The sequence below is a fragment of the Sphingobium fuliginis genome (assembly GCF_015074805.1).
GTDB classification, from domain to species: Bacteria; Pseudomonadota; Alphaproteobacteria; order Sphingomonadales; family Sphingomonadaceae; genus Sphingobium; species Sphingobium fuliginis.
On sequence record NZ_CP060035.1, the window covers coordinates 1,874,528 to 1,896,577 of the forward strand.

General features: G+C 65.9%; 22 protein-coding genes and 1 pseudogene. 11 read left to right on the forward strand and 12 right to left on the reverse strand.

Features of this window, described 5'->3' with window-relative positions:
* The first annotated feature begins 4 nt into the window (after positions 1–4).
* From H5V43_RS09010 to H5V43_RS09020, 3 genes are read left to right on the forward strand one after another with little or no spacing between them, the layout of a single operon-like run.
* Complete coding sequence (locus H5V43_RS09010) at positions 5–817, forward strand: TPM domain-containing protein (protein ID WP_025547622.1); 813 nt, start codon at positions 5–7, stop codon at positions 815–817.
* A complete protein-coding gene (locus H5V43_RS09015; RefSeq protein ID WP_025547624.1) occupies positions 817–1,494 on the forward strand; it encodes a TPM domain-containing protein in 678 nt (225 codons plus the stop codon). Before H5V43_RS09010 ends, H5V43_RS09015 begins: the two co-directional genes overlap by 1 nt.
* Positions 1,491–2,033 (forward strand): NUDIX hydrolase, encoded by a 543-nt coding sequence (locus H5V43_RS09020; RefSeq protein ID WP_025547626.1) that lies wholly within the window; start codon positions 1,491–1,493, stop codon positions 2,031–2,033. Before H5V43_RS09015 ends, H5V43_RS09020 begins: the two co-directional genes overlap by 4 nt.
* A 138-nt stretch (positions 2,034–2,171) precedes the next feature.
* Here H5V43_RS09020 and H5V43_RS09025 read toward each other — a convergent pair whose 3' ends face one another.
* From H5V43_RS09025 to sdhC, 4 genes are all read right to left on the reverse strand, one after another.
* Positions 2,172–3,188, reverse strand: coding sequence for a 50S ribosomal protein L11 methyltransferase (locus tag H5V43_RS09025; protein WP_025547627.1), 1,017 nt, complete (start codon positions 3,186–3,188; stop codon positions 2,172–2,174).
* A gap of 203 nt (positions 3,189–3,391) precedes the next feature.
* A complete protein-coding gene (sdhA, locus tag H5V43_RS09030) occupies positions 3,392–5,206 on the reverse strand; it encodes a succinate dehydrogenase flavoprotein subunit (protein WP_025547629.1) in 1,815 nt (604 codons plus the stop codon).
* Positions 5,206–5,595, reverse strand: a complete 390-nt coding sequence (sdhD, locus tag H5V43_RS09035) for a succinate dehydrogenase, hydrophobic membrane anchor protein (RefSeq protein ID WP_025547631.1) — start codon at positions 5,593–5,595, stop codon at positions 5,206–5,208. The genes sdhA and sdhD overlap by 1 nt, the downstream gene beginning before the upstream one ends.
* Positions 5,595–5,990, reverse strand: a complete 396-nt coding sequence (gene sdhC / locus H5V43_RS09040) for a succinate dehydrogenase, cytochrome b556 subunit (protein ID WP_025547633.1) — start codon at positions 5,988–5,990, stop codon at positions 5,595–5,597. The genes sdhD and sdhC overlap by 1 nt, the downstream gene beginning before the upstream one ends.
* Positions 5,991–6,274: 284 nt before the next feature.
* On the opposite strand from sdhC, the gene H5V43_RS09045 reads away from it, so the two are divergent.
* Positions 6,275–7,606 carry a methyl-accepting chemotaxis protein gene (locus H5V43_RS09045; protein WP_025547635.1) on the forward strand — a complete coding sequence of 444 codons (1,332 nt, stop codon included), beginning with the start codon at positions 6,275–6,277 and terminating at the stop codon, positions 7,604–7,606.
* Positions 7,607–7,652: 46 nt separating this feature from the next.
* Here H5V43_RS09045 and H5V43_RS09050 read toward each other — a convergent pair whose 3' ends face one another.
* The 5 genes from H5V43_RS09050 to H5V43_RS09070 form a co-directional block, all read right to left on the reverse strand.
* Positions 7,653–7,931, reverse strand: coding sequence for a DUF2218 domain-containing protein (locus H5V43_RS09050; RefSeq protein WP_025547636.1), 279 nt, complete (start codon positions 7,929–7,931; stop codon positions 7,653–7,655).
* Positions 7,932–7,933: 2 nt separating this feature from the next.
* A complete protein-coding gene (locus H5V43_RS09055) occupies positions 7,934–8,554 on the reverse strand; it encodes a PadR family transcriptional regulator (RefSeq protein WP_025547637.1) in 621 nt (206 codons plus the stop codon).
* A gap of 276 nt (positions 8,555–8,830) precedes the next feature.
* Positions 8,831–9,385, reverse strand: coding sequence for a nucleotide exchange factor GrpE (grpE, locus tag H5V43_RS09060; protein ID WP_025547639.1), 555 nt, complete (start codon positions 9,383–9,385; stop codon positions 8,831–8,833).
* Positions 9,382–10,425, reverse strand: a complete 1,044-nt coding sequence (gene hrcA / locus H5V43_RS09065; protein WP_044662731.1) for a heat-inducible transcriptional repressor HrcA — start codon at positions 10,423–10,425, stop codon at positions 9,382–9,384. The genes grpE and hrcA overlap by 4 nt, the downstream gene beginning before the upstream one ends.
* A gap of 43 nt (positions 10,426–10,468) precedes the next feature.
* Positions 10,469–10,984 carry a DUF6438 domain-containing protein gene (locus H5V43_RS09070; RefSeq protein ID WP_044662732.1) on the reverse strand — a complete coding sequence of 172 codons (516 nt, stop codon included), beginning with the start codon at positions 10,982–10,984 and terminating at the stop codon, positions 10,469–10,471.
* Between the two features lie 97 nt (positions 10,985–11,081).
* Between H5V43_RS09070 and rph the strand changes: the two genes are divergently transcribed.
* On the forward strand, positions 11,082–11,798 hold the full coding sequence (gene rph, locus H5V43_RS09075) for a ribonuclease PH (protein ID WP_025550035.1): 717 nt from the start codon (positions 11,082–11,084) through the stop codon (positions 11,796–11,798).
* 48 nt (positions 11,799–11,846) lie between these two features.
* Positions 11,847–12,476, forward strand: coding sequence for an RdgB/HAM1 family non-canonical purine NTP pyrophosphatase (gene rdgB / locus H5V43_RS09080; protein WP_025550034.1), 630 nt, complete (start codon positions 11,847–11,849; stop codon positions 12,474–12,476).
* A 189-nt stretch (positions 12,477–12,665) separates the two neighbouring features.
* On the opposite strand, the pseudogene H5V43_RS09085 reads toward rdgB, so the two are convergent.
* A pseudogene (locus tag H5V43_RS09085) lies at positions 12,666–13,523 on the reverse strand (SMP-30/gluconolactonase/LRE family protein).
* 13 nt (positions 13,524–13,536) lie between these two features.
* Entirely contained in the window at positions 13,537–14,631 is a 1,095-nt protein-coding gene (locus tag H5V43_RS09090) for an aldose epimerase family protein (RefSeq protein ID WP_444544589.1), read from the reverse strand.
* A gap of 178 nt (positions 14,632–14,809) precedes the next feature.
* On the opposite strand from H5V43_RS09090, the gene H5V43_RS09095 reads away from it, so the two are divergent.
* A complete protein-coding gene (locus tag H5V43_RS09095; protein WP_025550031.1) occupies positions 14,810–16,114 on the forward strand; it encodes a sugar MFS transporter in 1,305 nt (434 codons plus the stop codon).
* Positions 16,115–16,297: 183 nt separating this feature from the next.
* Here H5V43_RS09095 and H5V43_RS09100 read toward each other — a convergent pair whose 3' ends face one another.
* Positions 16,298–17,062 carry a FadR/GntR family transcriptional regulator gene (locus tag H5V43_RS09100; RefSeq protein WP_025550030.1) on the reverse strand — a complete coding sequence of 255 codons (765 nt, stop codon included), beginning with the start codon at positions 17,060–17,062 and terminating at the stop codon, positions 16,298–16,300.
* 246 nt (positions 17,063–17,308) lie between these two features.
* Between H5V43_RS09100 and araD1 the strand changes: the two genes are divergently transcribed.
* The 4 genes from araD1 (at position 17,309) to H5V43_RS09120 (ending at position 21,962) form a co-directional block, all read left to right on the forward strand.
* The gene (gene araD1, locus H5V43_RS09105; RefSeq protein ID WP_025550029.1) at positions 17,309–18,301 is read left to right on the forward strand and encodes an AraD1 family protein; all 993 of its coding nucleotides are present in this window, start codon (positions 17,309–17,311) and stop codon (positions 18,299–18,301) included.
* 4 nt (positions 18,302–18,305) lie between these two features.
* Positions 18,306–19,232 carry a Gfo/Idh/MocA family protein gene (locus tag H5V43_RS09110; protein WP_025550028.1) on the forward strand — a complete coding sequence of 309 codons (927 nt, stop codon included), beginning with the start codon at positions 18,306–18,308 and terminating at the stop codon, positions 19,230–19,232.
* 28 nt (positions 19,233–19,260) lie between these two features.
* Positions 19,261–20,823 (forward strand): alpha-N-arabinofuranosidase, encoded by a 1,563-nt coding sequence (locus tag H5V43_RS09115; protein ID WP_025550027.1) that lies wholly within the window; start codon positions 19,261–19,263, stop codon positions 20,821–20,823.
* Positions 20,824–20,936: 113 nt separating this feature from the next.
* Positions 20,937–21,962 carry an arabinan endo-1,5-alpha-L-arabinosidase gene (locus H5V43_RS09120; protein WP_099186011.1) on the forward strand — a complete coding sequence of 342 codons (1,026 nt, stop codon included), beginning with the start codon at positions 20,937–20,939 and terminating at the stop codon, positions 21,960–21,962.
* The last annotated feature ends 88 nt before the right edge of the window (positions 21,963–22,050 follow it).

The window sequence follows — 22,050 nt, forward strand, 5'->3', positions numbered from 1 at the left end:
GGTGATGCTACGCCGCCTGCTCCTGATCTTCGCGCTGCTGGTTTTCATGCCCGTGGCGGGAGGGACGGGAATCGCGCCTTCCGCTCAGGCCCAGACCTTTCCCAAGCTGACCGGCCGGGTGGTGGATGACGCCGCCCTGCTCTCCCCTCAGCAGAAGCAGGCGTTGACCGACAAGCTGGCGGCGCTGGAGCAGCAGAGCGGGCGACAACTGGTGGTGGCGACCCTGCCCGACCTCCAGGGATATGACATATCCGATTATGGCTATCGGCTGGGCCGCGCCTGGGGAATCGGGTCCAAGGACAAGAATGACGGCGCGCTGCTGATCATCGCCCCCAATGAGCGCAAGGTCCGGATCGAGGTCGGCTACGGCCTGGAAGGCATCATGACCGATGCGCTGTCGTCCCAGATCATCCGCAACGCCATCACGCCCCGGTTCAAGGCCGGGGACATGCCCGGCGGGATCGATGCGGGCGTGGACGCCATCGGCAAGCTGCTGACCCTGCCCCCCGAAGAAGCCAAGGCGCTGGCGGCGCAGGCCGAAGCCAGGGCGCGCGACGCAGCGGACGATGGCGGGGCATTCATGGCGATATTCTGGCTCGTCGTCGTCGCGATCATCGTGATCGCCATGCTTTCCGGGCGGGGCAAGGGACGGCGCTATCGGGGCGGATCGGGACCGATCATCCTGTGGGGGCCGGGCGATTCCGGATGGAGCGGCGGTGGATCAGGCTGGGGCGGTGGCGGCTGGGGCAGCGGCGGCGGCGGCTTTTCGGGCGGCGGCGGCAGCTTCGGCGGCGGCGGCGCGTCGGGGGACTGGTGATGCGCCTGATCATGAACGAAGCCGATCACGACCGCGTGACCGCTGCGGTGGCCGAAGCGGAGAAGGCGACGGATGGCGAGATCGTCACCATCGTCGCGCGCCGGTCGGACGCCTATCATGATGCAGGGCTGCACTGGGCCATCGGCGCGGTGTTCCTGGCCCTGTCGGCGGCGGCGGCCTTTCCCCTGCATTTCCGGCGCTTATGCTCCTGGCTGCTGCAAAGCTGGGAGCATGAGGTGGAGGACTGGAAGCTCTTGACGGTCCTGCTCAGCCTGCTCATCCTCAAATTCCTGATCGTCCGCTATGCACTCGCCTGGATGCCGCTGCGCATGGCGTTGACGCCCAAGGCCACCAAGGCCCGCCGCGTGCGCCGCCGTGCCATCACCCTGTTTCGCGCGGTAGCCCAGGGGCGCACGCGCGGACGGACCGGCGTGCTCATCTACCTCTCGCTGGATGAGCATCGGGCGGAACTCGTCGCGGATGCGGCGATCAACGAAAAGGTCGCTCCGGAAATCTGGGGCGAGGCCATGGCCGCGCTGATCGACGGCGTGCGCGCAGGCCGCGCCGCCGAAGGCATGGCGGAAGCGGTGCGGCAGGTCGGCGGCGTGCTGGCCGAATATTTTCCGGCGACCGGCGACAATCCCAATGAATTGCCCGACAGGTTGATCGAATTATGAGCGAACAGGACGGAGCTTCCCCCGAAGAGATCATGTGGGAAGGCCGCTTCATCACCGCCAAGCGCCGGGGCAGGTGGGAATATGTCGGCCGGGCGCGGGGCATCCATGCCGCCGTCATTCTGGCCGTGGACGAGGCGGCGGACGGGCGGCATGTGTTGCTGGTCGATCAATATCGCGTGCCGCTGGGCCGCCGGTGCATCGAATTGCCCGCCGGCCTTGTGGGCGACCATGACGAGGGCGAGGAAGCCGTGCTGGCCGCCACTCGCGAACTGGAGGAGGAAACCGGCTACCTGTCCGGCCGGATGGAGGCTTTGGGTGAATTCTTCAGTTCGCCCGGCATGGTGTCGGAGAGCTTCACGCTGTTCCGTGCGCATGACCTCATGAAAACCGGCGATGGCGGCGGCGTGGAAGGCGAGGATATCCGCGTGCACCGCGTGCCGCTCGACAGAATTCAAGACCGGATCGCGGCATGGCGGACGGAAGGCTTCGCAATCGACGTGAAGCTGCTGTTGCTGCTGGGTGCGGGCATCGTGGGCTGAGGCCTTTTGCAGGGCGAGGCGCTCCACGCAGTCCCGCCCTGTAAATGCATCACCTCCGCCAACGTGCGGTCACCTCAACCGTCCGCTGTCGAAATGGTCCCCAAGTCGATCCGGGCGATGATCACGCTCAGCAAAAGGTCACAGACTGCCGAAACCAGGGGCTTCGCCACGGGCATTGCCGTCGATGCGGGTCGGCCGTCTCCAGCCGATCCGCGGGCGCTTGCGCAGGCGGAGGGTCGGCCAGTCGCCGCGGTCCGTCCGTTCCGCCAGGCGCATTCCCTGGGCGCGATAGGCAGCCAGCACCGCACCGGCCTGTTCATTGAGCAGCCCCGCAAGGACGATGGTGCCGCCTTCCTCCACCAGCGCGCAGAGCGAGGGAGCAAGTTCGATCAGCGGACCGGCCAGGATATTGGCGATCAGCAGGTCATAGGGCGCGCGCGTCGCAATAGCCGGGTGATCCACGCCGGCAGCCGTGTAGAGCGCGAGCTGCCCCTGTCCCTTGCCCGTCGCAATCCCGTTGGCCGCCGCGTTGGCAGCGCTGATCTCCACCGCGACGGGATCGATGTCCGACGCCGTCGCATAAGCCCGCGGCCAAAGGTGGAGCGCCGCGAAGGCAAGCAGGCCAGTGCCCGTTCCGATGTCCGCGACATTGCCGAAGCGCATGCCGACCCGCCGCATGCGGTCGAGCATGATCAGGCAGCCCGCCGTGGTTTCATGCTGGCCCGTGCCGAAGGCGCGGCTCGCCTCGATCAGGAAATTGACGTGGCCGGGCGCCGCCGGGTCGCTGGCGAGATTGCGGACGTGGAAACGCCCCGCAGTGACGGGTTCCAGCCCCTGCTGGCTCAACGTCACCCAATCCTCGTCGGGCAGTTGCTCGACCAGCGGCTTGACGCCGGCGGCGCTGGGGACGAGCGAACGGAGCAGCCGGATCGCGGCGGGGCTCGGCTGGCCTTCGAAATAGGCGTCGAGCCGCCAGCTTTGTTCATTATCGGCCTCCGCCTCGCTGGTCATCAGCACAGGCGGACGATCCATCAGCGCGAAGGCGGCAATGTCGCCATCCAGCGCTTCGGCCTCCGCACGGGTGCATGGGAAGGTGACTTTCCAGCTTTGCGCCTTCTCTTCGGCCAGCGCGGATGGGGTGGCAAGGTCGTTCATGTCGCGGCCTTTAGACCTTTGGCGGATGGAGGGGAAGCAGGCACATCTGCCGGGGATGCAAGCCTTGGGTGATCGAGGACATCAAACCCCTTCCCTGAAGCAGGGGGGAAGCGCTGGTGTCCGCAATTTCCCAGAACGAAGCATATATAAGAAAAGGGCGAGCTTCGCAGCCCGCCCTTCCTGTTTCCCGCCGTTCGCGCGGCTTAGTAAACGCGCGCCTTGGGCTTGATATATTCCGCCTCGTCCGTGAGCGTGTAATCGTGCACCGGACGGTAGTCGAGCGTCACCTTGCCGCCCTTGCCGCCCCAGCCCTCGAACCAGCTTACGGTGTGCTTCATCCATTCGGCGTCGTCGCGGTTCGGGAAGTCCTCATGCGCATGGGCGCCGCGGCTTTCCTTGCGGTTTTCCGCGCTGACCATGGTGCAGACCGCCTGGGACATCAGATTGTCCAGTTCCAGCGTCTCGATCAGGTCGGTGTTCCAGATCAGCGAGCGGTCCGAAACCGCGACGTCCTGCAAGCGGCCATTGACCTCTGCCATCTTCGCGACGCCCTCCGCCAGCAGCGCGCTGTCGCGGAACACGGCGGCGTGCTTCTGCATGGTGTGCTGCATTTCCAGGCGGATCTTCGCCGTAGGGGAACCGCCCTTTGCATTGCGATAATGATCGAGGCGGCCCAGCGCCAGGTCGGCCGCGTCCTTGGGCAGCGGACGATGCGAGCCGTTGGGCTTGATCGTTTCCTTGAGGTGCAAGCCGGTCGCGCGGCCGAAGACGACGAGATCGATCAACGAGTTGGAACCCAGCCGGTTCGCGCCATGGACCGAAACGCAGGCCGCTTCACCCACGGCATAGAGGCCCGGCACCACGACTTCGGGATCGTCACCGACCTTCGTCACCACCTGCCCATGATAATTGCAGGGAATGCCGCCCATATTATAGTGGACGGTCGGCGTCACCGGCAGCGGCTGGCGGGTCAGGTCGACACCGGCGAAGATCTTGCCGCTTTCGGTGATGCCCGGCAAGCGTTCCGCCAGCACCTTGGGATCGATATGATCGAGGTGCAGGTAGATATGGTCCTTGTTCGGACCCACGCCGCGCCCTTCGCGCATTTCCATCGCCATCGAACGCGACACGACGTCGCGCGACGCCAGATCCTTCGCGGAAGGCGCATAGCGCTCCATGAAGCGCTCGCCCTCGGAATTGGTGAGGTAGCCGCCCTCGCCCCGCGCGCCTTCCGTGATGAGCACGCCCGCGCCGTAGATGCCGGTCGGGTGGAACTGCACGAATTCCAGATCCTGCAAAGGCAGGCCCGCGCGCAGCACCATGCCGCCGCCGTCGCCGGTGCAGCTATGCGCCGAAGTGGCGGAGAAGTAAGCGCGGCCGTAACCGCCCGTCGCCAGCACGACCGCCTTGCTGCGGAAGCGATGGATCGAACCGTCTTCCATGCAGATGGCGATGACGCCCCGGCATTCCTTGCCGTTCGGGCCGTCTTCCATGATCAGGTCGATGGCGAAATATTCGATGTAGAAGTCCGCGTCATACTTCAGGCTCTGCTGATAGAGCGCGTGCAGCATGGCGTGGCCGGTACGGTCGGCGGCGGCGCAGGTGCGCTGCACCGGCGGGCCGGCGCCCATATTCTGCATGTGGCCGCCGAACGGACGCTGGTAGATGGTGCCGTTGTCGTTACGGCTGAACGGAACGCCCGCATGCTCCAGCTCGATCACGGCGGCCGGCGCCTCGCGCACCATATATTCGATCGCGTCCTGGTCGCCCAGCCAGTCCGACCCCTTGACGGTGTCGTACATGTGCCAGGTCCAGTGGTCGGGCGAGTTGTTGCCAAGGCTCGCCGCGATGCCGCCCTGCGCCGCCACCGTATGGCTGCGGGTCGGGAACAGCTTGGTGATGCAGGCGGTCTTCAGGCCCGCTTCCGCACTGCCCATGGTGGCGCGCAGGCCGGAGCCGCCGGCACCCACGACGACCGTGTCATAGGTGTGGTCGATGATCTTATAGGCTTCGCTCATTATTTGACGATCCCCGTGAAGGCGATCTTGGCGATCGCGAAGATGCCCGCGGCCGTGCCGCCAATGGCATAGAAGTTCAGCAGCAGGATGCAGAAGAAGTTGAGGCCCTTGTCGTGGACATAGTCCTCCAGCATGATCTGCATGCCCAGGCGCAGGTGATAGAAGATGCTGACCAGCATCAGCATCAGCGGCACCGCCACCAGGGGCTGCGCGATCCAGTTATGGACGCTCTGATAATCGAGGCCCGGCAGGGCGATCAGGCTGAACAGCAGCCACAGCACCAGCAACAGGTTGCCGACGGCGGTATAGCGCTGCGCCAGCCAGTGATGCGCGCCATGCCTGGCCGATCCAAGACCGCGGACGCGGCCGATTCCGGTTCCGGTTCCCATCAGAATTTCCCCGTGCAGATGGCGGCCCAGAAGGCGATGGTGAGGAGCGTCGAGAAGACGAAGGTCAGCAGCGACCAGATCTTGTTATTCTTGAGCTCATAGCCCGCGCCCAGATCGAGCACGAAGTGGCGAAGACCGGAGCAGAGATGCTGGAAGAAGAACCAGCTAAGGCCGGCCATCACCAGATAGCCGATGGGCGAAGTCGCGCATTTGACGAAGGTTGCATAGGCATCCGGCCCCATGGCGGCGGCCATCAGCCACCAGACCAGTCCCATCGCACCGACCGTCGCAAGACCGTTGCCGGTCACGCGGTGCATGATGGAGACGGCCATGGCTGGCCCCCATTTCCAGATCGTCAAATGCGGCGAGAGCGGCCGGCTCGTGGTTCGCGCCATATCTTCCCTACGTCCCTGATGTTTGTCCCTCGAGTCCCGTCCCCTTAGGAGCGATACGCCAAGAGGGCAAGCCGCCCTGACCACGCGACGGGGCGATCCCCGCCAGGCCGGCGGAACATTTCCGGGATGAGGAACCATGCAGGCCGGTTTTCGGCGGGTCGATGACGGGTAAAGCGCCAAAGGATCGGATCGGGGGCCGAATGTCCGCCGATCCTAAGAAGTGATTAACCAAATGGCGCTATCACCCGACGGGACAATGAGACCAATCTGGGGTTTTGCCGCACATGAATTCCGCCGCCACGCCCAAAAGCACCGTCCTTGCGATGATGAGGGAGGTCGACCCGCATGGCGAGCTGGCGCAGGGGTTGCGCCAGATTCGCGACCTGCTGGGCGAACAGGTGACCCTGGCGGCGCGCACTTTCTACGATGCCTATGTCGAGCAGACGGGGCTGCGGTCGAAGCTCAACCCCTCCACGCTCGCCAAGATCGAGACGGAAGCGCATGAATATGTGCGCCAGAAACTGGGCTATTACGATGCGGGCGAATGGGCGATTTCCTCCATCGCCTGCGTACGCCACGCCCGCAAGCACGGCTCCCCGCTGCGTGCGGTGCTGATGCCGGTGGCCGCGGCCAACGAGAAGCTGATCGACCTTATCTGGCATCGGATGGAGGATGAAACGGGGCGCCGCCGTCTGGTGCATGTCATGATGCAGGTCGGCATGGTCGACGCCGGGCTGATGGCGAACGTCATCGCAGGCGACGAGGCGGAGGCGCAGCGCAACGAGCGCCAACGCTTCGGCACGATGTTCGAACAGCGGATCATGGGAGAGATCGACGGCGCGTCGCAACTGGGCGAATCGCTGCGCGAACAGGCGAAGGACGCATCGGCCGCGACACGCGGCATGCTGGGCAAGGCGTCGGAAGTCGCCGCCGCCGCCGAACAGTCCGCCCTTGCGATGCGCGAAGCCGCCCGCACCTCCGCCGGCCTCATTCGCGCTATCGAGGATGCGCGGACGGAGGTGGAGAGCGCGGCCGACGTCGCCCAGCGGGCGGCCCGCCAGTCGGGCGACGCGGTGGCCATGTCGACCACCCTGTCCGACCATGCGAAATCCATCGAATCGATCCTGGGCCTGATCCGCGACATTGCCGGCCAGACCAACCTGCTTGCGCTCAACGCCACGATCGAGGCGGCCCGCGCGGGCGATGCCGGCCGCGGCTTCGCGGTGGTCGCGCAGGAGGTGAAGAGCCTCGCCAACCAGACCGCCCGCGCCACCGATGAGATCGCGGGCAAGATCGCGGACATCCAGGCATCCACCCGCCAGTCTGTGGAGACCAACGAGCGCATTCGCGACACGGTGGGCGAGGTCCAGGCCAGCGCCGAACGCATCCGCCACGCCATGGATGCCCAGGCGCAGACGGTGACGATGATCACCGCCGCTGTCGACGAAACCGCGCTGGCCGCCGACTCCATGTCGTCGACCATCAGCGCCATCCGCCAGGATACCGAGGTGGTCGCATCCGAAATCGACCAGCTCGAACGCGGCTTCATGAGCGTGGAAGGGAAGCTTTCCAGCCTGCGCGCGGCGTCATCGGACTTCGGACGCCAGGTGGCCTGAGGAAGAGCGGCGGCCGGCGGGGCGGAACTGCCCGCCCCGCCCCCCCTTACCGCCAGTCGAAGGTCAGCGGCGCTTCCCTGAAGGCGAAGCGGTCGAGATGGTCCGCCACCACCTGCTTGAAGCGTTCGACATCGGTCCCCTCCCCCGGTTCGATCGTGACGGTCAGGGCGTCAGCCCCGGCCGCCATCCGGATCGGCCCCATGGGAAAGGCGATGCTTCCCTGCCGCGCGTCGAAATCGGTTTCGAACTTGTGCCCCCAATGCTTGCACAGCTGCTGGAGATAGCGGCTGGCGTTGGCGGTCGGCACATGCGCTGTCAAAGCCATGGTCAAAGCCTTTCGATCCTGCTGGCCGCCTCGTCGATCAGCGCGGCGACGTCGAACATGGTCTGCGCATCCGCCCCCTCCTTTTCAAGCCGCGCCCGGACCGCCATGCCCAGATTGTGCATGGCCCGCCGGATCGGCGCGCCGTCGGTGCGCTCCGCCTTGCGCGCCAGCGAGCCCAGCCGGTCCATGACCAGCGCCACGCCTTGTTCATGGTCGGCCAAATAGGCCGTGCCCGCCTCCGTGATCGCGAACAGCTTGCGGCTGCTTTCGCCCGGCTGCTCCGCGATCAGATCCATGTCCGCAAGCAAGGTCAGCGTCGGATAGACGACGCCCGGACTTGGCACATAAACCTCGCCCGACAGGGTTTCGATCTCGCGGATCAGATCATAGCCATGGCGGGGCGCGTCGGAGATGAGCTTGAGCAGGATGAGCCTGAGCGCGTCATTGCCGAACAGGCGGCGACGGCCGCCGCCCCGCCCACCGCCAAAATGCCCGCCCCGGCCGCCGCCGAACGGACCATCCCCGAAGCGACCGCCAAAGCCGCCGGGTTCGCGGCCGTCCGGTCCGAACATGCGGTCATGGCCAAAACCGTGGTGCCCGCGAGCGCGATGATGAAAATGCATGGATGATTCTCTCAACTGTTTCTTGATAGTTTGAGATATATCTTAAAAAGATCGAACGTCAAGAGTTGCGATATATCTTTATCGCGGATCAGGGCTATGGCGGGAACTCCCCCAAAAATCTGGGCCGGCCTCCCGTCCCACCAGTGCCTGAATCCGGCTCAAGCATGACCCCGCCATCCCGGCGCGGCTCCGCCGGCGGACCGCGCGGGCCCGTGAACGAAAAAGGCCCGCCGGACGGTGGTCCAGCGAGCCCTTGCATGCTTCAGGTGCAACCGATCAGTCCGGTTTCTTCGCCACGCTGACCAGCGCCGGGCGCAGCAACCGGTCCTTGATCGTATAGCCTGCCTGCATCTCCACCAGCACCGTACCCGGCTCGGCGTCGGCGGAGGGTACTTCCATCATCGCCTGATGCTTGTTGGGGTCAAGCGGCTGGCCGACCGACACCAGCTTCTCAATGCCGTTGCGGCCGAACACCGCCTCCAGTTCCCGCCCGGTGGCTTCAAGCCCGGCGACCAGGCCCTTGAACTTCTCATCCTCGCGCAGGTCGGCGGGGATCGCCTGAAGCGCGCGGCCCAGATTGTCCGCCACCGACAGCATGTCGCGGGCAAAGGCCGTCGCGGCATAGGCGCGTGCGTCGGCCAGTTCCTTTTCCAGCCGCCGCCGCACATTCTGCGCTTCGGCATGGGCGTAGAGCACCTCCTGCTTCGCGGTCGCCAGCTCGTTTTCAAGGCTCGCGATCCGTTCCGCCGCCGCGTCGCCGGCGGGCGACGCATCCTCGGGCAGTTCGTCCACGACTTCGGTATTTTCGATATTCTGCTTGTCTTCGCTCATCTCATCAATCTCGACAGCGTCTGTGCGGTGAAGTCCACCATGGGGATCACCCGCGCATAGTTCAAGCGCGTGGGGCCGATTACCCCGACCACGCCCACCACCCGGCCGTCACCGCTGCGGTAAGGCGCGGCTATGACCGAAGAACCCGACAGGGAAAAGAGCTTGTTTTCCGAACCGATGAAGATTTTGGTCGCGCTGCCCGCCAGCGCACTTTCCAGCAGCCGGGAAATCTCCTGCTTGCCTTCAAGCTGTTCCAGCAATTGCCTCACCCGTTCCAGATCGGCGGCGGTGCCGTCATCCAGCAGATGCGCCTGACCGCGCACGATCAGCACCGGGCGGTCGTCGGCATCCTGCGACCACAGGGCGATACCCCTCGCCACCAGTTCCCCCGCCGCGCCCTGAAGCGCGTTCCGGTCCCCCTCTACCTCGCGCCGGAGGGCCTCGCGCGCCTGCGCCAGCGTCATGCCGCCGAAGCGCGCCGACATGAAGTTGGCAGCCTCGTTCAGCATCATCGGCGTCACGCCCACCGGAAGGTCCACGACGCGATTCTCGATGGAACCGTCCTGCCCCACCAGCACAGCCAGCGCCTGCCGTTCATTCAGGGGCACGAAGCCGAACTGCCGCAGCACCGGCTCCCGCTTGGGCACCATCACGATGCCGGCGCAGGCCGAGAGGCCGGACAGCGCAGCGGTCGCGGCCGACAGCGCCTCCTCTATCGGGCCGCCTTCGCTGATCCCGGCCTCGATCGCGCGCCGTTCCTCGACCGAAGGTTCCGCGGCCTGCATCATGCCGTCGACGAACAGCCTGAGGCCGGTTTCCGTCGGCATCCGTCCAGCGGAGGTGTGCGGCGCGGCAAGCAGGCCCAGTTCCTCCAGATCCTGCATCACATTGCGGATGGAGGCGGGCGACAGGCTGAGCGACGCCATCTTGCTGATCGTGCGCGAGCCAACGGGCAGCCCGGTGCCGAGATAGCTCTCGACCACCAGACGGAAAACGTCACGCGCACGCTCGTTAAGTTCGGTGATCGGGGTGACCGCCATGGCCTTTATCTAGGCAAGCATCGGTCCCGGCTCAAGCCCGTCGTCATCGGCCCTTCGCCGTCGTCGGCTTCACCATGGCGGCGACGTCGAGCATGCTGGGGATCGACGCGATGGTGGCGCGCAGCTTGCCATAGCCCGCATCCATGCAGCCCGACTGGAACTCCAGCCGGGTGGGTGGCGCTTCGCCCCGGGTCCATTCTATCACATAGCCGGGCATGTCCGTGGCGAAGCGGACGCAATTTTCCCCCTGGCCGATTCGCCTGACCGTGCCCTGCGCGGGCCGAAACTGCGCCAGCGCGGCGCGGAAGCGGCGATATTGCGCCGGCGTCACCGTGAAACGGGTCGGGCCGGGAATGGCGGTGAAACGCTGCGGCTCGATCAGCCCGGACCCGTCCGGCGTCACGCGCAGGCTGTAGCTGGGGCAGGCGCCGAAACAGGGACCGGCGGAAAATCTGATGGTATCGCCGGCCAGGGTCGGCTTTTCCAGCTCCGCCTGTTCCATGGCACAGCCGCCCAGCAGGACAGTGGCCGCCAAAATCGATAGCGCTTTCGTCACCATAGGCCGCTCTCTAGCATCTTTCGGGTTCATCGCCACTGGCATGATGGGCCGCCCGACGCTAAGCCCGCCCGACACAACGCTTCGGAGTAGAATATTTATGCGTCCTTCCGGCCGTGCGCCCGACCAGATGCGCGACATCACCATGGAACCCGGCTTCACCATCCATGCCGAGGGGAGCTGCCTGGTCAGCTTCGGTGACACGCGGGTCCTCTGCACCGCCTCGATCGAGGAGAAGGTGCCCCCCTTCCTGCGCGGCAAGGGGTCGGGCTGGGTCACGGCGGAATATGGCATGCTGCCCCGCGCCACCCACACCCGCGGCAGCCGCGAGGCCGCCAAGGGCAAGCAGTCGGGCCGCACCCAGGAAATCCAGCGCCTCATCGGCCGGTCGCTGCGCGCCGTGGTCGACCTCCAGAAGCTGGGCGAGCGGCAGATCGTCGTTGACTGCGACGTGATCCAGGCCGATGGCGGCACCCGCACCGCCGCCATTTCGGGAAGCTGGGTGGCGCTGCGCATCGCCATCGACAAGCTGCTGGCATCGGGCGCCCTCACCGAAGACCCCATCGTGCAGAAAGTCGCGGCGATAAGCTGCGGCATCTATAACGGCACCCCGGTGCTGGATCTGGACTATGCCGAGGACAGCAATGCGGAGGCGGACGCCAACCTGATCCTGACGGGCGACGGCAAGTTCGCGGAGGTGCAGGCGACCGCCGAGGGCGCGACCTATGACGAGGAGGAACTGCTGCGCCTGCTGCGCCTTGCCCGCATAGGCTGCGCGCGGATTTTCGCGGCACAGGACAAGGCGACCGGGAGATAATTCTTCCTTCCGTTCGTTTTCGGGGCGCGTGGGATATGGGATGACGGAATGAGCGATGAATTCGGGCAGGAACAGGCGATCCGCAAGCTGGGTCCGGGACGACTGGTGATCGCCAGCCATAATCCCGGCAAAGTGCGGGAAATCGGCGAATTGCTGGCGCCCTATGGCATAGAGACGGTGTCCGCAGCGGCGCTGGACCTGCCCGAGCCGGAGGAGACCGGCACGACCTTCATCGCCAATGCGGAACTGAAGGCGATGCAGGCGGCGGATCTTTCCGGCCTGCCCGCGCTGGCCGACGACAGCGGCCTGTGCGTGGAGGCGCTGAACGGCGATCCGGGCATCTTCTCCGCCCGCTGGGCCGGCCCGACCAAGGATTTCGGCCTCGCCATGCAGCTCGTCTGGGACAATATCCAGGCGAAGGGGCCGGAAGCGGGTCATGACGCGCATTTCGTCTGCGCCCTGGCGCTGGCCTGGCCCGACGGCCATGTGGAGGCGTTCGAAGGCCGCGTCGACGGCACGATCACCTGGCCGCCCCGAGGCGACAGGGGCTTCGGCTATGATCCGATCTTCCAGCCGCATGGTCATGGCATCAGCTTCGGCGAGATGGACCCGGAGAAGAAGCATGGCATGAGCCACCGCGCCGATGCGTTCGCGCAATTGGTGGCGGCGGTTTTTTAAGGAGCGCCTTCCGCCCGATTCGGCGGCCATGCTGCCGCGAAGGCTGCTGGACGAGACGGGCGGCTCTTGAAAGCCCGGGGCCGGGCCTTGTGGATGATCTCATCGCCTTGACCGGGCTCCCGCCATCGCAGGAGCACGGCGGGCATGATGCCGGCGATCGGCCGGTAGCGGCCGATCCCGGCTTGTCCCTCATCCCGCATAAAGGTTCGTCGGCAATCCCCGGACGCCGGGGAAGACTTCGAAAAACGCACCGTCATAGTCGCTTTCCGGCAGACCGGTCGCCGCGGAACTGACGAACATCCGGTCCAGCTCGTCCCCGGCGAAGCAGATGTTCGTCACCTGCCTGGCGGGCAGCGCGATCGAGCGGTCGAGCTTGCCCCCGGGCGTGAAGCGGCTGATCCGCCCGCCGCCCCAATGGGCTACCCAGAGATGCCCGTCCGCATCGACGGTCATGCCGTCGGGATAGCCATCCTCCTCGGCAAGGCGGATGAAGGGCTGGCGATCCGCCAGGCCGCCTTCGGCCGTGCGGGCGAAGCGATATATCTGCCGCCTGGCCGTATCGCTGTGATAAAGCCAGTGCCCGCAGGAGGAAAAGGCCGGGCCGTTGGGCACGCGATAGCCCCCGTCCATCGCCGCCCAGCGTCCATCGGGATCGAGCCGGTAGAGCGCGCCCACATCCTGCTCCTCCGCCATGTCCATCGTGCCGCACCAGATGGCGCCGCTCGCATCGGCCTTGCCATCGTTCATGCGGCTGCCGGGCAGATGCGGTTCGGGATCGCCCATCGGCTCGATGACCAGCGGATCGAGCGAGAACCGGGCGAAGCCGCTCTGGAAGCCGCCGATGAAGCCCCCGCCCGCCCGCTCGGCCACCCAGCCGATCGGCTCGGGCATGGCCCAGCGCTGGATGGCGCCGTCGTCCAGCGACAGGCGGTTGAGCGCGGGCGCGAGTATGTCGGTTCAATAGACCGCATTCTCACGGGCGGACCATAGCGTCCCCTCCCCCAGCGCATCGCTTATGTCGCGGTCGACCTTGCGCCATTCACCCATGCCGGATGTTCCTTCAGCGCTTGACGGACAGGCGGTAGATCATCTGGTGATGATAGGGCTTGCCGGGGTCCACCCGCGCCGACAGGAATTTCGGCTGGTTGGGCGAGTCGGGGAATTTCTGCGGCTCCAGCGCGATGCCGTCGCCCATGCGGTAGAGATGTCCCTGCTTGCCGATCAGCGTCCCGTCCAGGAAATTGCCGGTGTAGAATTGCACGCCGGGCTCCGTCGTCAGCACGTCGAGCACGCGGCCCGACGCCGGGTCCTCCAGGCGCGCGGCCAGTTCGGGGCCCCTGGTCGCACCCTTGTCCAGCGCGAAATTATGGTCGTAGCCGCGCCCGGCGACGATCTGCGCGTCGCGGCCGTCGCGAATGCCATCCGCCACGCGGCGCGGCATGCGGAAATCGAACACCGTGCCTTCCACCGGCTTGAGTTCGCCGGTCGGGATCAGATTGGCGTCCACGGGCGTGAAGGCCCTGGCCGGAATGGTCAGCAGATGCCCCAGCGCGCTGTCGGCCGCTCCCTCGCCCGCCAGGTTGAAGATCGCATGGTTGGTCATGTTGACGATGGTCGGCCTGCTGGTCTTCGCGTCGAAGGCAATGCCCAGATTGCCTGCCTCGTCCAGCGTATAGGTGACGGTGGTGTCGAGCTTGCCGGGATAACCGGCGTCACCGTCCGGGCTGGTGAGGGACAGGACCAGCGTGGCGGTCGGCCCGCTCTTCAGCGAAACGACGTTCCACGCCTGCTTGTCGAAGCCCTTGCCCCCGCCATGCAGCGAATTGACCTTGTCATTGAGCGGCAATTGATAGCTCTTGCCGTCCAGCGTGAATTTGCCGCCCGCGATCCTGTTGGCGTAGCGGCCCACGGTCACGCCGAAATAATTGGGACGGTCGACATAGCCGGCAAGATCGTCATAGCCGAGCAGCACGTCCGCGATCTTGCCGTTGCGGTCCGGCCCCTCCAGCTTCTGCAAGGTCGCGCCATAGGTCAGGATGGTGGCCGACACGCCTTGTGCGTTCTTCAGCGTGATCGCCTCGATCGCCGTGCCGTCGGCCAGCGTGCCGGCGGGGGCGCGACTGGCCTCCGCCGCCAGTGCTACCGTGCTTGTCATCATCAGGACGGCACCGTATGACAACGTTGCCAAAACCGTTCTGTTCATAAAGGCCTTTCGCATGCAGTTCCTCCCGGACGCCATTGACGCGTCGTTGGAGGGGATATACTCCTACAAAATAATCGGGCGCAACCCTGTTCCGGCGGCGCTCCTTTTCGACTCTTCCGGAGAAGGATGAATGGCAGGACCCATTTCCTCAACCGCGGCGCCCGCCGCGGCCCATAATCCGGGCACGCGCTACGGCCCTGCCCTGACATTGCTGGCCAGCCTCTTTTTCATGTGGGGCTTCATCACCGTCATCAACAATACGCTGCTGCCGCATCTGCGCAGCGTGTTCGAGCTGAGCTACACCCAGACGACGCTGATCGAATCGGTTTGGTTCATCGCCTATTTCGTCGCTTCCATCCCCTCGGCCAAGCTGATCGAACGCATCGGCTACCAGAAGTCGCTGGTGACGGGGCTGCTGATCATGGCGGCGGGCGCGCTGGGCATGATGCTGGCGGCGTCCATCCCCTCCTATGGCGTGACGCTGCTCATGCTGTTCGTGATCGCCAGCGGCATCACCCTGCTCCAGGTCGCGGCCAATCCCTATGTCGCGGTGGTCGGCAAGCCGGAAACCGCCTCCTCGCGCCTGAACCTGGTGCAGGCGATGAACTCGGCGGGCACGATGCTGGCGCCGATGTTCGGGGCCTATCTGATCCTCGGCCGGTCGAAGGGCGGCACCGCCCAGGGCGATGTCGTGCTGACGCAGGCGGAACGGCTGGCCGATGCCCAGTCGGTGGTCCTGCCCTATGGCCTGGTGGCCGTGGTGCTGGTGGTGCTGGCCGTCGTGATCGCGCGCTTCCCGCTGCCCGCCATGGGCGCGTCGGCCACCCGCCTCGCCAAGGAGGAGCGGAAGAAGCATTCGCTCTGGGCGCATCGCAACCTGGTGTTCGGCGTTCCGGCGATCTTCATCTACCTGATCGCGGAAATCGGCGTCGCCAACCTGTTCGTGAACTTCGTCAGCCAGCCCCACATCGCCAACCTCACCCATGAACAGGCGGGCCGTTACCTGACCTTCCTCTGGGGCGGCATGATGGTCGGCCGGTTCGCCGGCTCCGCGATCATGCAGCGGTTCGACGCGGGCAAGGTGCTGGCCGCCTTCTCCATCGGCGCCTTCATCGTGATGATGATCACCGTCTTCGCCCATGGGGAGGTGGCGATGTGGTCGCTGATCCTGGTGGGCCTGTTCCACTCGATCATGTTCCCGACCATCTTCACCCTCGGCATCAAGGGGCTGGGGCCGCTGACCGAAGAAGGATCGGGCCTGCTGATCATGGCGATCGCGGGTGGCGCGCTGGTGGTGGTGCAGGGCTATCTGGCCGACCGTTTCGGTTTGCAGACCAGCTTCCTGCTGACCGCGGTCTGCGAACTTTACATCCTGTTCTATGCGCTATGGGGATCAAAGCCGACCCATGCGCTGCCCGATCAGCAGATCGGGTGACGGAGCCGAGGGTCGCAAGCCTCGAAACCGGAAAAGGCCGGAGCGGGACGTCCCGTTCCGGCCTTTTTTTCATCCTCGCCATCGGGATTGGAAGGAAAGCCGGCCAAAGGCTGGCGCAAGCGAAAATGGCACGACCTGCGCGTGCTTCCCGTCCACCGCGCTTCGCGCAGGTGAGGATGCGAATCACCGCGTCATCGCGCTCGCCGTATCCTCCAGCGCCAGATCGACCAGCACGCCCATCGCCTCCGCCGCCGCGGCCGCATCGCCTGCCGCAATGGCGTCGAACACCCGCACATGGTCCGGAATCGGGTTGCGCGGCAAGGCGCGCGCCCGCTGCTTGAACTGGGTGGTCCAGTTGACCGCCGCGCCGATGCTGGCAGACAGCGTCTGCAGCGCATCGTTGCGCGTCGAATTCAGGATCGCATTATGGAAATCGCGATCCGCCGCGCGCCCGGCCTCTGTCGCCAGCGTGTGGCGGCGCATCGCGGCCAGCGCGTCCTTCATCAGCTTGATGTCCTCCCTGGTCCGCCGCTGCGCCGCCAGCCGCGCCGCCGCGGGCTCGACGATAGCGCGCAGTTCGAACAGGTCGCGCACGAACTGAACGTCGGGCTCCCCGGCGAAGGCCCAGGCCAGCACCTCGGGATCGAGCAGGTTCCAGCGATTGCGCGGCAGCACGCGCGTCCCCGCCTTGGGCCGGCTTTCCACCAGCCCCTTAGCGGTCAGCACCTGTATCGCCTCGCGATAGGCGCTGCGCGACACTTCCAGTTCCTCGGCAAAGGCGACTTCGCCGGACAGGACGTCGCCCGGCGCATATTGGCCGGACAAGATCGCCGTTCCCAGCTTGTGCGCGATGGCGCCATGCAGACGCCTTCCGGGACCCCGCGCCTCTTTCGATGCGCCCCCTTCGCCCTCTTCAGCCCCCTTCAAGAGCCGCTTTTCTTCAGCCATTCATGCTCCTCCGGCTCCTTCCTTAGCAGTCCATCAGCCAAGGCGAAACACAATCATTGCCTTCTACGACTAGCTGTAATATGTCGGAGTAATAAGGAGATTCACATGGCGGATAAAGCCCCGACTTTCGAACTTCAGGGCAGCTAGGCCGCCACGCGCCAGTCTCGCGCCGATGAAATGACTGACAATTCGACCTTTAGATGACGTTTACGAGCGCCGGGAAAGGCGCGCGGGAGGAGATCGTTCATGAATTTGCGCCTGTTGCAACACCGTTCGGGCAATGGGGGGCGTTCGGTTATCGCCGCGCAGGACGGCGAGGCGCATTTCCTCCTCGGGGTGGGGAGCATTCGCGCGCTGGCGCTGGACGCCATCGCCAAGGGTCTTTCGCTGGCGCAGATCGTCGCCGCGGCGCCGAAGGGCGATGCCGTCGACATCGCCGTCGAGTTCGAGGCCGGCCGCCTGATCGCGCCGATCGACCATGAGGACGCGGCCCATGTGCAACTGACCGGCACGGGCCTCACCCATCTCGGTTCCGCCGAAGGCCGCGACAAGATGCACCGCGAAGCCGCCGCCGCCGAAAAGCAGACGGACAGCATGCGCATGTTCCTGGAAGGGCTGGAAGGCGGGAAGCCCGCCCCCGGCGCGGTCGGACAGCAGCCTGAATGGTTCTACAAGGGCGACGGGTCCCAACTGGTGGGGCCGACCGATCCGCTGACCATGCCCGCCTTCGCACGGGATGGCGGCGAGGAGCCGGAGATCGCCGGCATCTACATCATCGGCCCCGACGGCCGGCCCTATCGCCTCGGCCTCGCGCTCGCCAACGAGTTCAGCGACCATGTGACCGAGCGGCACAATTATCTCTGGCTCGCCCATAGCAAGCTGCGCCAGGCGTCGCTCGGCCCGGAACTGCTGGTCGGCCCCGCGCCGGAACATATCGAAGGCAGCAGCCGCATCCTGCGGAACGGCGAGGTGCTGTGGGAAAAGCCTTTCCTCTCGGGCGAAGGCAATATGTCGCACAGTCTGGCCAATCTCGAACATCATCATTTCAAATATGACCTGTTCCGTCGCCCCGGCGACGTGCATGTCCACTTTTTCGGCACGGCCACGCTTTCCTTCGCCGACGGCGTGCAGACGCAGGAAGGCGATGTGTTCGAGATCATCGCCGCGCCCTTCACCCTGCCCGTGCGCAACCCGCTGAAGCGCGCGGCACCGGTCGAGGTGACGGTGAAGGTCCTTTAGGCCCATGGACCCCATTCGCATCGCCATCGTCGGCATCGGCAAGATCGCGCGGGACCAGCATGTCCCCGCGATCCGGGGCAATGGCGCCTTCAGCCTGGCCGCGACGGTCAGCCCGCAGGATGCGGGACTTGAGGGCGTGCCGCATCATGCCAGCCTCGACGCCCTGCTGGCGGAGGGGCCGGCGGTCGATGCGATTGCCCTCTGCACCCCGCCGCAGGTCCGCCATGCGCTGGCGTCGCAGGCGATCGGCAGGGGCATCCATCTGTTCCTTGAGAAGCCGCCCGGCGCGACATTGGCCGAAGTCGCCGCGCTCGAAGCGGAGGCGGACAAGGCCGGCGTCAGCCTGTTCGCGGCCTGGCATTCGCGCTTTGCCGCCGGGGTGGCTCCGGCGCGGGCATGGCTGGCCGAGCGGCGGATCGACAAGGTGTCCATCGTCTGGCGCGAAGATGTGCGCGTCTGGCATCCGGGTCAGGCGTGGATCTGGGAACCGGGCGGGCTTGGCGTGTTCGATCCGGGGATCAACGCGCTCTCCATCGTCACCCATATCCTGCCGCGCCCCTTCTTCCTGAAGGACGCCACGCTGGTGCTGCCGGAAAACCGCGCCGCGCCGATTGCCGCCGACATCGCCTTTCGGGACACCGGCGGCGCGGCGATCCACATGGACCTCGACTGGCGCCAGACCGGCCCGCAAAGCTGGGACATCATGGTCGAAACCGACGCGGGCATGCTGAAGCTCAGCCAGGGCGGCGCCGTGCTGCACCTGCCCGGCGGTACGGAGCATGGCGAGGACATCGAATATGCGGGCCTCTACCGCCGCTTCGCCGCGCTGATCCGGGGCGGACGCAGCGATGTGGACACCGCGCCCTTGCGGCTGGTTGCCGACGCCTTCCTGCGCGGCAAGCGCCAGACCACCGCAGCATTTCACGACTGAACACATGCCTGGACATAGGGAGAGAGGAATGATCAAGGCCCTGCGCCGCACCACTGCCGCGCTTCTGCTCTGCGCCACAGCGCTCACCGGCGCGCATGCGCAGACCGGCGGCAGGCCGACCATGGCGACCATCCATGCCGACAAGCCCGGCGCGACCTATGACAAGGCGATCTTCACCCAGTTCGCGGAGCATCTGGGCAATGGCATCTATGGCGGCCTGTGGGTCGGCAACGACAGGTCCATCCCCAACACCAACGGCTTCCGCAACGATGTGGTGGCCGCGCTGCGCAACCTGTCGGTGCCGATCATCCGCTGGCCCGGCGGCTGCTTTGCCGACGAATATCATTGGCGTGAGGGGATCGGGCCGAAGAAGGACCGCCCGGTCAAGGTCAATACCCATTGGGGCGGCGTGACCGAGCCCAATTCGGTCGGCACGCATGAATTTTTCGAACTGCTGCGGCAGGTCGGCGCACAGGCCTATATCGCCGGCAATGTCGGCAATGGCAGCCCGCAGGAAATGGCCGAGTGGGTGGAATATATGACCGCACCCGCCGGCAGCCTGGCCGATCTGCGCGCGAAGAACGGGCATAAGGAGCCATGGTCGGTCCCCTATTTCGGCGTGGGCAACGAACTGTGGGGCTGCGGCGGCAATATGCGGCCGGAATTCGCGGCGGACGAGACGCGCCGCTACGCCACCTTCATCAAGGCGCCGGCGGGCACCCGGATCCTGAAGGTCGCGGCCGGGGCCAATGTCGACGATTACAACTGGACCGAGACGATGATGCGGGTGGCGGCCGATCGTCTGGACGGCCTTTCGCTGCATTATTATGTCCACCCGGCGGGCGGCTGGCCGCCCCGCGCTCCCGCCGTCGACTTCGACGAGACCGGCTGGGCCGACGCGCTGGCCGGCGCGATGCGCATGGACGAGCTGATCACGAAGCACAGCGCGATCATGGACAAATATGATCCGCAGAAGCGGATATTCCTGGCGGTAGACGAATGGGGCGCATGGTACGCGCAGGACCCCGGCACGCATCCCGGTTTCCTGCGGCAACAGAATACGCTGCGCGATGCGCTGATCGCGTCGATCCATCTCGACATCTTCGCCAAACATGCCGACCGGGTGCGCATGAGCGCCATCGCGCAGATGGTGAATGTGTTGCAGGCGATGATCCTGACCGAAGGGAAGAAGATGGTGCTCACCCCCACCTATCATGTCTTCGAAATGTACAAGCCCTGGCAGGACGCGACGGTGCTGCCGATCGACATCGACACGCCCTGGTACAACAAGGACAGGTTCGTCATGCCGGCGGTCAGCGGATCGGCGGTGCGGGCCAGGGACGGCAAGGTCCATGTCGGCCTTTCCAATCTCGATCCCAACCAGACCAATATGGTGACGGTGAAGCTGGACGGGTTGAACGCGGCGAGCGTGTCGGGCCGCATCCTGACAGCCCCCGCGATCAATTCGCACAACAGCTTCGACGCGCCGGAGGTGGTGAAGCCCGCCGCCTTCACCGGCGCGCAGGTGAGCGGCGACACGCTGACGGTGGCGCTGCCGCCCAAGTCGGTGGTCGTGCTCGACCTGCAATGAAGCCCTTGGAGCGGACGGAGGGTGGAATCGCCGTCCGCTCCATCCTCTTTAGCTGTGCCGTGTTCCTGCGCAGAAGCACGTTGCGCCCGGAACCATTATCGGAGAGAGCCTATATGGCGCGGCAGATCATCATGAAACTCATGGGCCTCGCGCTGCTGGCGGCTGCTGGCCAGGCCTGGGCCCAGCAACCCGGCGCCACCCTCAACAGCCGCCTGACCGGCGACCTGACGCCGACCCACGATCCGGTCATCATCCGCGAAGGCGACAGCTATCATGTCTTCAGCACCGGCCACGGCCAGCGCCTGATCGAAACGCGCACGTCGAAGGACCTGGTCCACTGGACCGTCGGCGATCCCGTCTTCACCGCCCTGCCCGGCTGGGCGACGAAGGCGATCCCCGGCAGCAACGGCATGTGGGCGCCCGACATCCGCTTCGTGAACGGCCGCTACCGGCTTTATTATTCCGTCTCCACCTTCGGCTCCAACCGCTCGGCCATCGGGCTGGCGACCAGCCCGACGCTCGATCCCAAGGCGAAGAATTACGGCTGGCGCGACGAAGGGCTGGTGGTGATGTCGACCAGCACGGACGACTTCAACGCCATCGATCCCAATTTCATCGTTGACCGGGAGGGTCGCCACTGGCTGGCGCTGGGCAGCTTCTGGACAGGCATCAAGCTGTTCGCGCTGGACCCGAAAACCGGCAAACCCAAGGACCCCAAGGCGAAACCCCATGCCATCGCCCGCCGCCCCGCGCCCACAGGCGGCCCGGCCCCGGTGGAGGCGCCCTTCATCGTCGACCATGGCGGCTATTACTGGCTGATGGCGTCCTATGATTATTGCTGCAAGGGCGTGAACAGCACCTATTATACGGTGATCGGCCGGTCCAGGGCGATCACCGGCCCCTATCTGGGCAAGGACGGCAGTTCGATGATGCAGGGCGGCGGCACCATCTTCCTGCGCGCCGACCTTCAGGAGCAGCAACGCTGGCGCGGGCCGGGCCATGCGGGCTGGCTGCACGACCGGGACGGTACGGACTATGTCGTCTATCATGCCTATGACAAGCAGGCGAACGGCGCCCCCACCCTGCGGATCGCGCCGGTCCGCTGGGGCGCGGACGGCTGGCCGGTGGCTGAATATTGACCCCGTCGCCCTCCTCCCTCCGGCGCTTCGCGTCTCCCTCCCTCTCCCGCCGGGAGAGAGGGGGTCCGCCCCCAAGGGCGGCGGGAAG

What these genes read in the sequence shown, in the direction of transcription:
- H5V43_RS09010 (WP_025547622.1), top strand. Translation starts at nt 5, where the DNA reads ATGCTACGCCGCCTGCTCCTGATCTTCGCGCTGCTGGTTTTCATGCCC.
- H5V43_RS09015 (WP_025547624.1), top strand. Translation starts at nt 817, where the DNA reads ATGCGCCTGATCATGAACGAAGCCGATCACGACCGCGTGACCGCTGCG.
- H5V43_RS09020 (WP_025547626.1), top strand. Translation starts at nt 1,491, where the DNA reads ATGAGCGAACAGGACGGAGCTTCCCCCGAAGAGATCATGTGGGAAGGC.
- H5V43_RS09025 (WP_025547627.1), bottom strand. Translation starts at nt 3,188, where the DNA reads ATGAACGACCTTGCCACCCCATCCGCGCTGGCCGAAGAGAAGGCGCAA.
- sdhA (WP_025547629.1), bottom strand. Translation starts at nt 5,206, where the DNA reads ATGAGCGAAGCCTATAAGATCATCGACCACACCTATGACACGGTCGTC.
- sdhD (WP_025547631.1), bottom strand. Translation starts at nt 5,595, where the DNA reads ATGGGAACCGGAACCGGAATCGGCCGCGTCCGCGGTCTTGGATCGGCC.
- sdhC (WP_025547633.1), bottom strand. Translation starts at nt 5,990, where the DNA reads ATGGCGCGAACCACGAGCCGGCCGCTCTCGCCGCATTTGACGATCTGG.
- H5V43_RS09045 (WP_025547635.1), top strand. Translation starts at nt 6,275, where the DNA reads ATGAATTCCGCCGCCACGCCCAAAAGCACCGTCCTTGCGATGATGAGG.
- H5V43_RS09050 (WP_025547636.1), bottom strand. Translation starts at nt 7,931, where the DNA reads ATGGCTTTGACAGCGCATGTGCCGACCGCCAACGCCAGCCGCTATCTC.
- H5V43_RS09055 (WP_025547637.1), bottom strand. Translation starts at nt 8,554, where the DNA reads ATGCATTTTCATCATCGCGCTCGCGGGCACCACGGTTTTGGCCATGAC.
- grpE (WP_025547639.1), bottom strand. Translation starts at nt 9,385, where the DNA reads ATGAGCGAAGACAAGCAGAATATCGAAAATACCGAAGTCGTGGACGAA.
- hrcA (WP_044662731.1), bottom strand. Translation starts at nt 10,425, where the DNA reads ATGGCGGTCACCCCGATCACCGAACTTAACGAGCGTGCGCGTGACGTT.
- H5V43_RS09070 (WP_044662732.1), bottom strand. Translation starts at nt 10,984, where the DNA reads ATGGTGACGAAAGCGCTATCGATTTTGGCGGCCACTGTCCTGCTGGGC.
- rph (WP_025550035.1), top strand. Translation starts at nt 11,082, where the DNA reads ATGCGTCCTTCCGGCCGTGCGCCCGACCAGATGCGCGACATCACCATG.
- rdgB (WP_025550034.1), top strand. Translation starts at nt 11,847, where the DNA reads ATGAGCGATGAATTCGGGCAGGAACAGGCGATCCGCAAGCTGGGTCCG.
- H5V43_RS09090 (WP_444544589.1), bottom strand. Translation starts at nt 14,631, where the DNA reads ATGACAAGCACGGTAGCACTGGCGGCGGAGGCCAGTCGCGCCCCCGCC.
- H5V43_RS09095 (WP_025550031.1), top strand. Translation starts at nt 14,810, where the DNA reads ATGGCAGGACCCATTTCCTCAACCGCGGCGCCCGCCGCGGCCCATAAT.
- H5V43_RS09100 (WP_025550030.1), bottom strand. Translation starts at nt 17,062, where the DNA reads ATGGCTGAAGAAAAGCGGCTCTTGAAGGGGGCTGAAGAGGGCGAAGGG.
- araD1 (WP_025550029.1), top strand. Translation starts at nt 17,309, where the DNA reads ATGAATTTGCGCCTGTTGCAACACCGTTCGGGCAATGGGGGGCGTTCG.
- H5V43_RS09110 (WP_025550028.1), top strand. Translation starts at nt 18,306, where the DNA reads ATGGACCCCATTCGCATCGCCATCGTCGGCATCGGCAAGATCGCGCGG.
- H5V43_RS09115 (WP_025550027.1), top strand. Translation starts at nt 19,261, where the DNA reads ATGATCAAGGCCCTGCGCCGCACCACTGCCGCGCTTCTGCTCTGCGCC.
- H5V43_RS09120 (WP_099186011.1), top strand. Translation starts at nt 20,937, where the DNA reads ATGGCGCGGCAGATCATCATGAAACTCATGGGCCTCGCGCTGCTGGCG.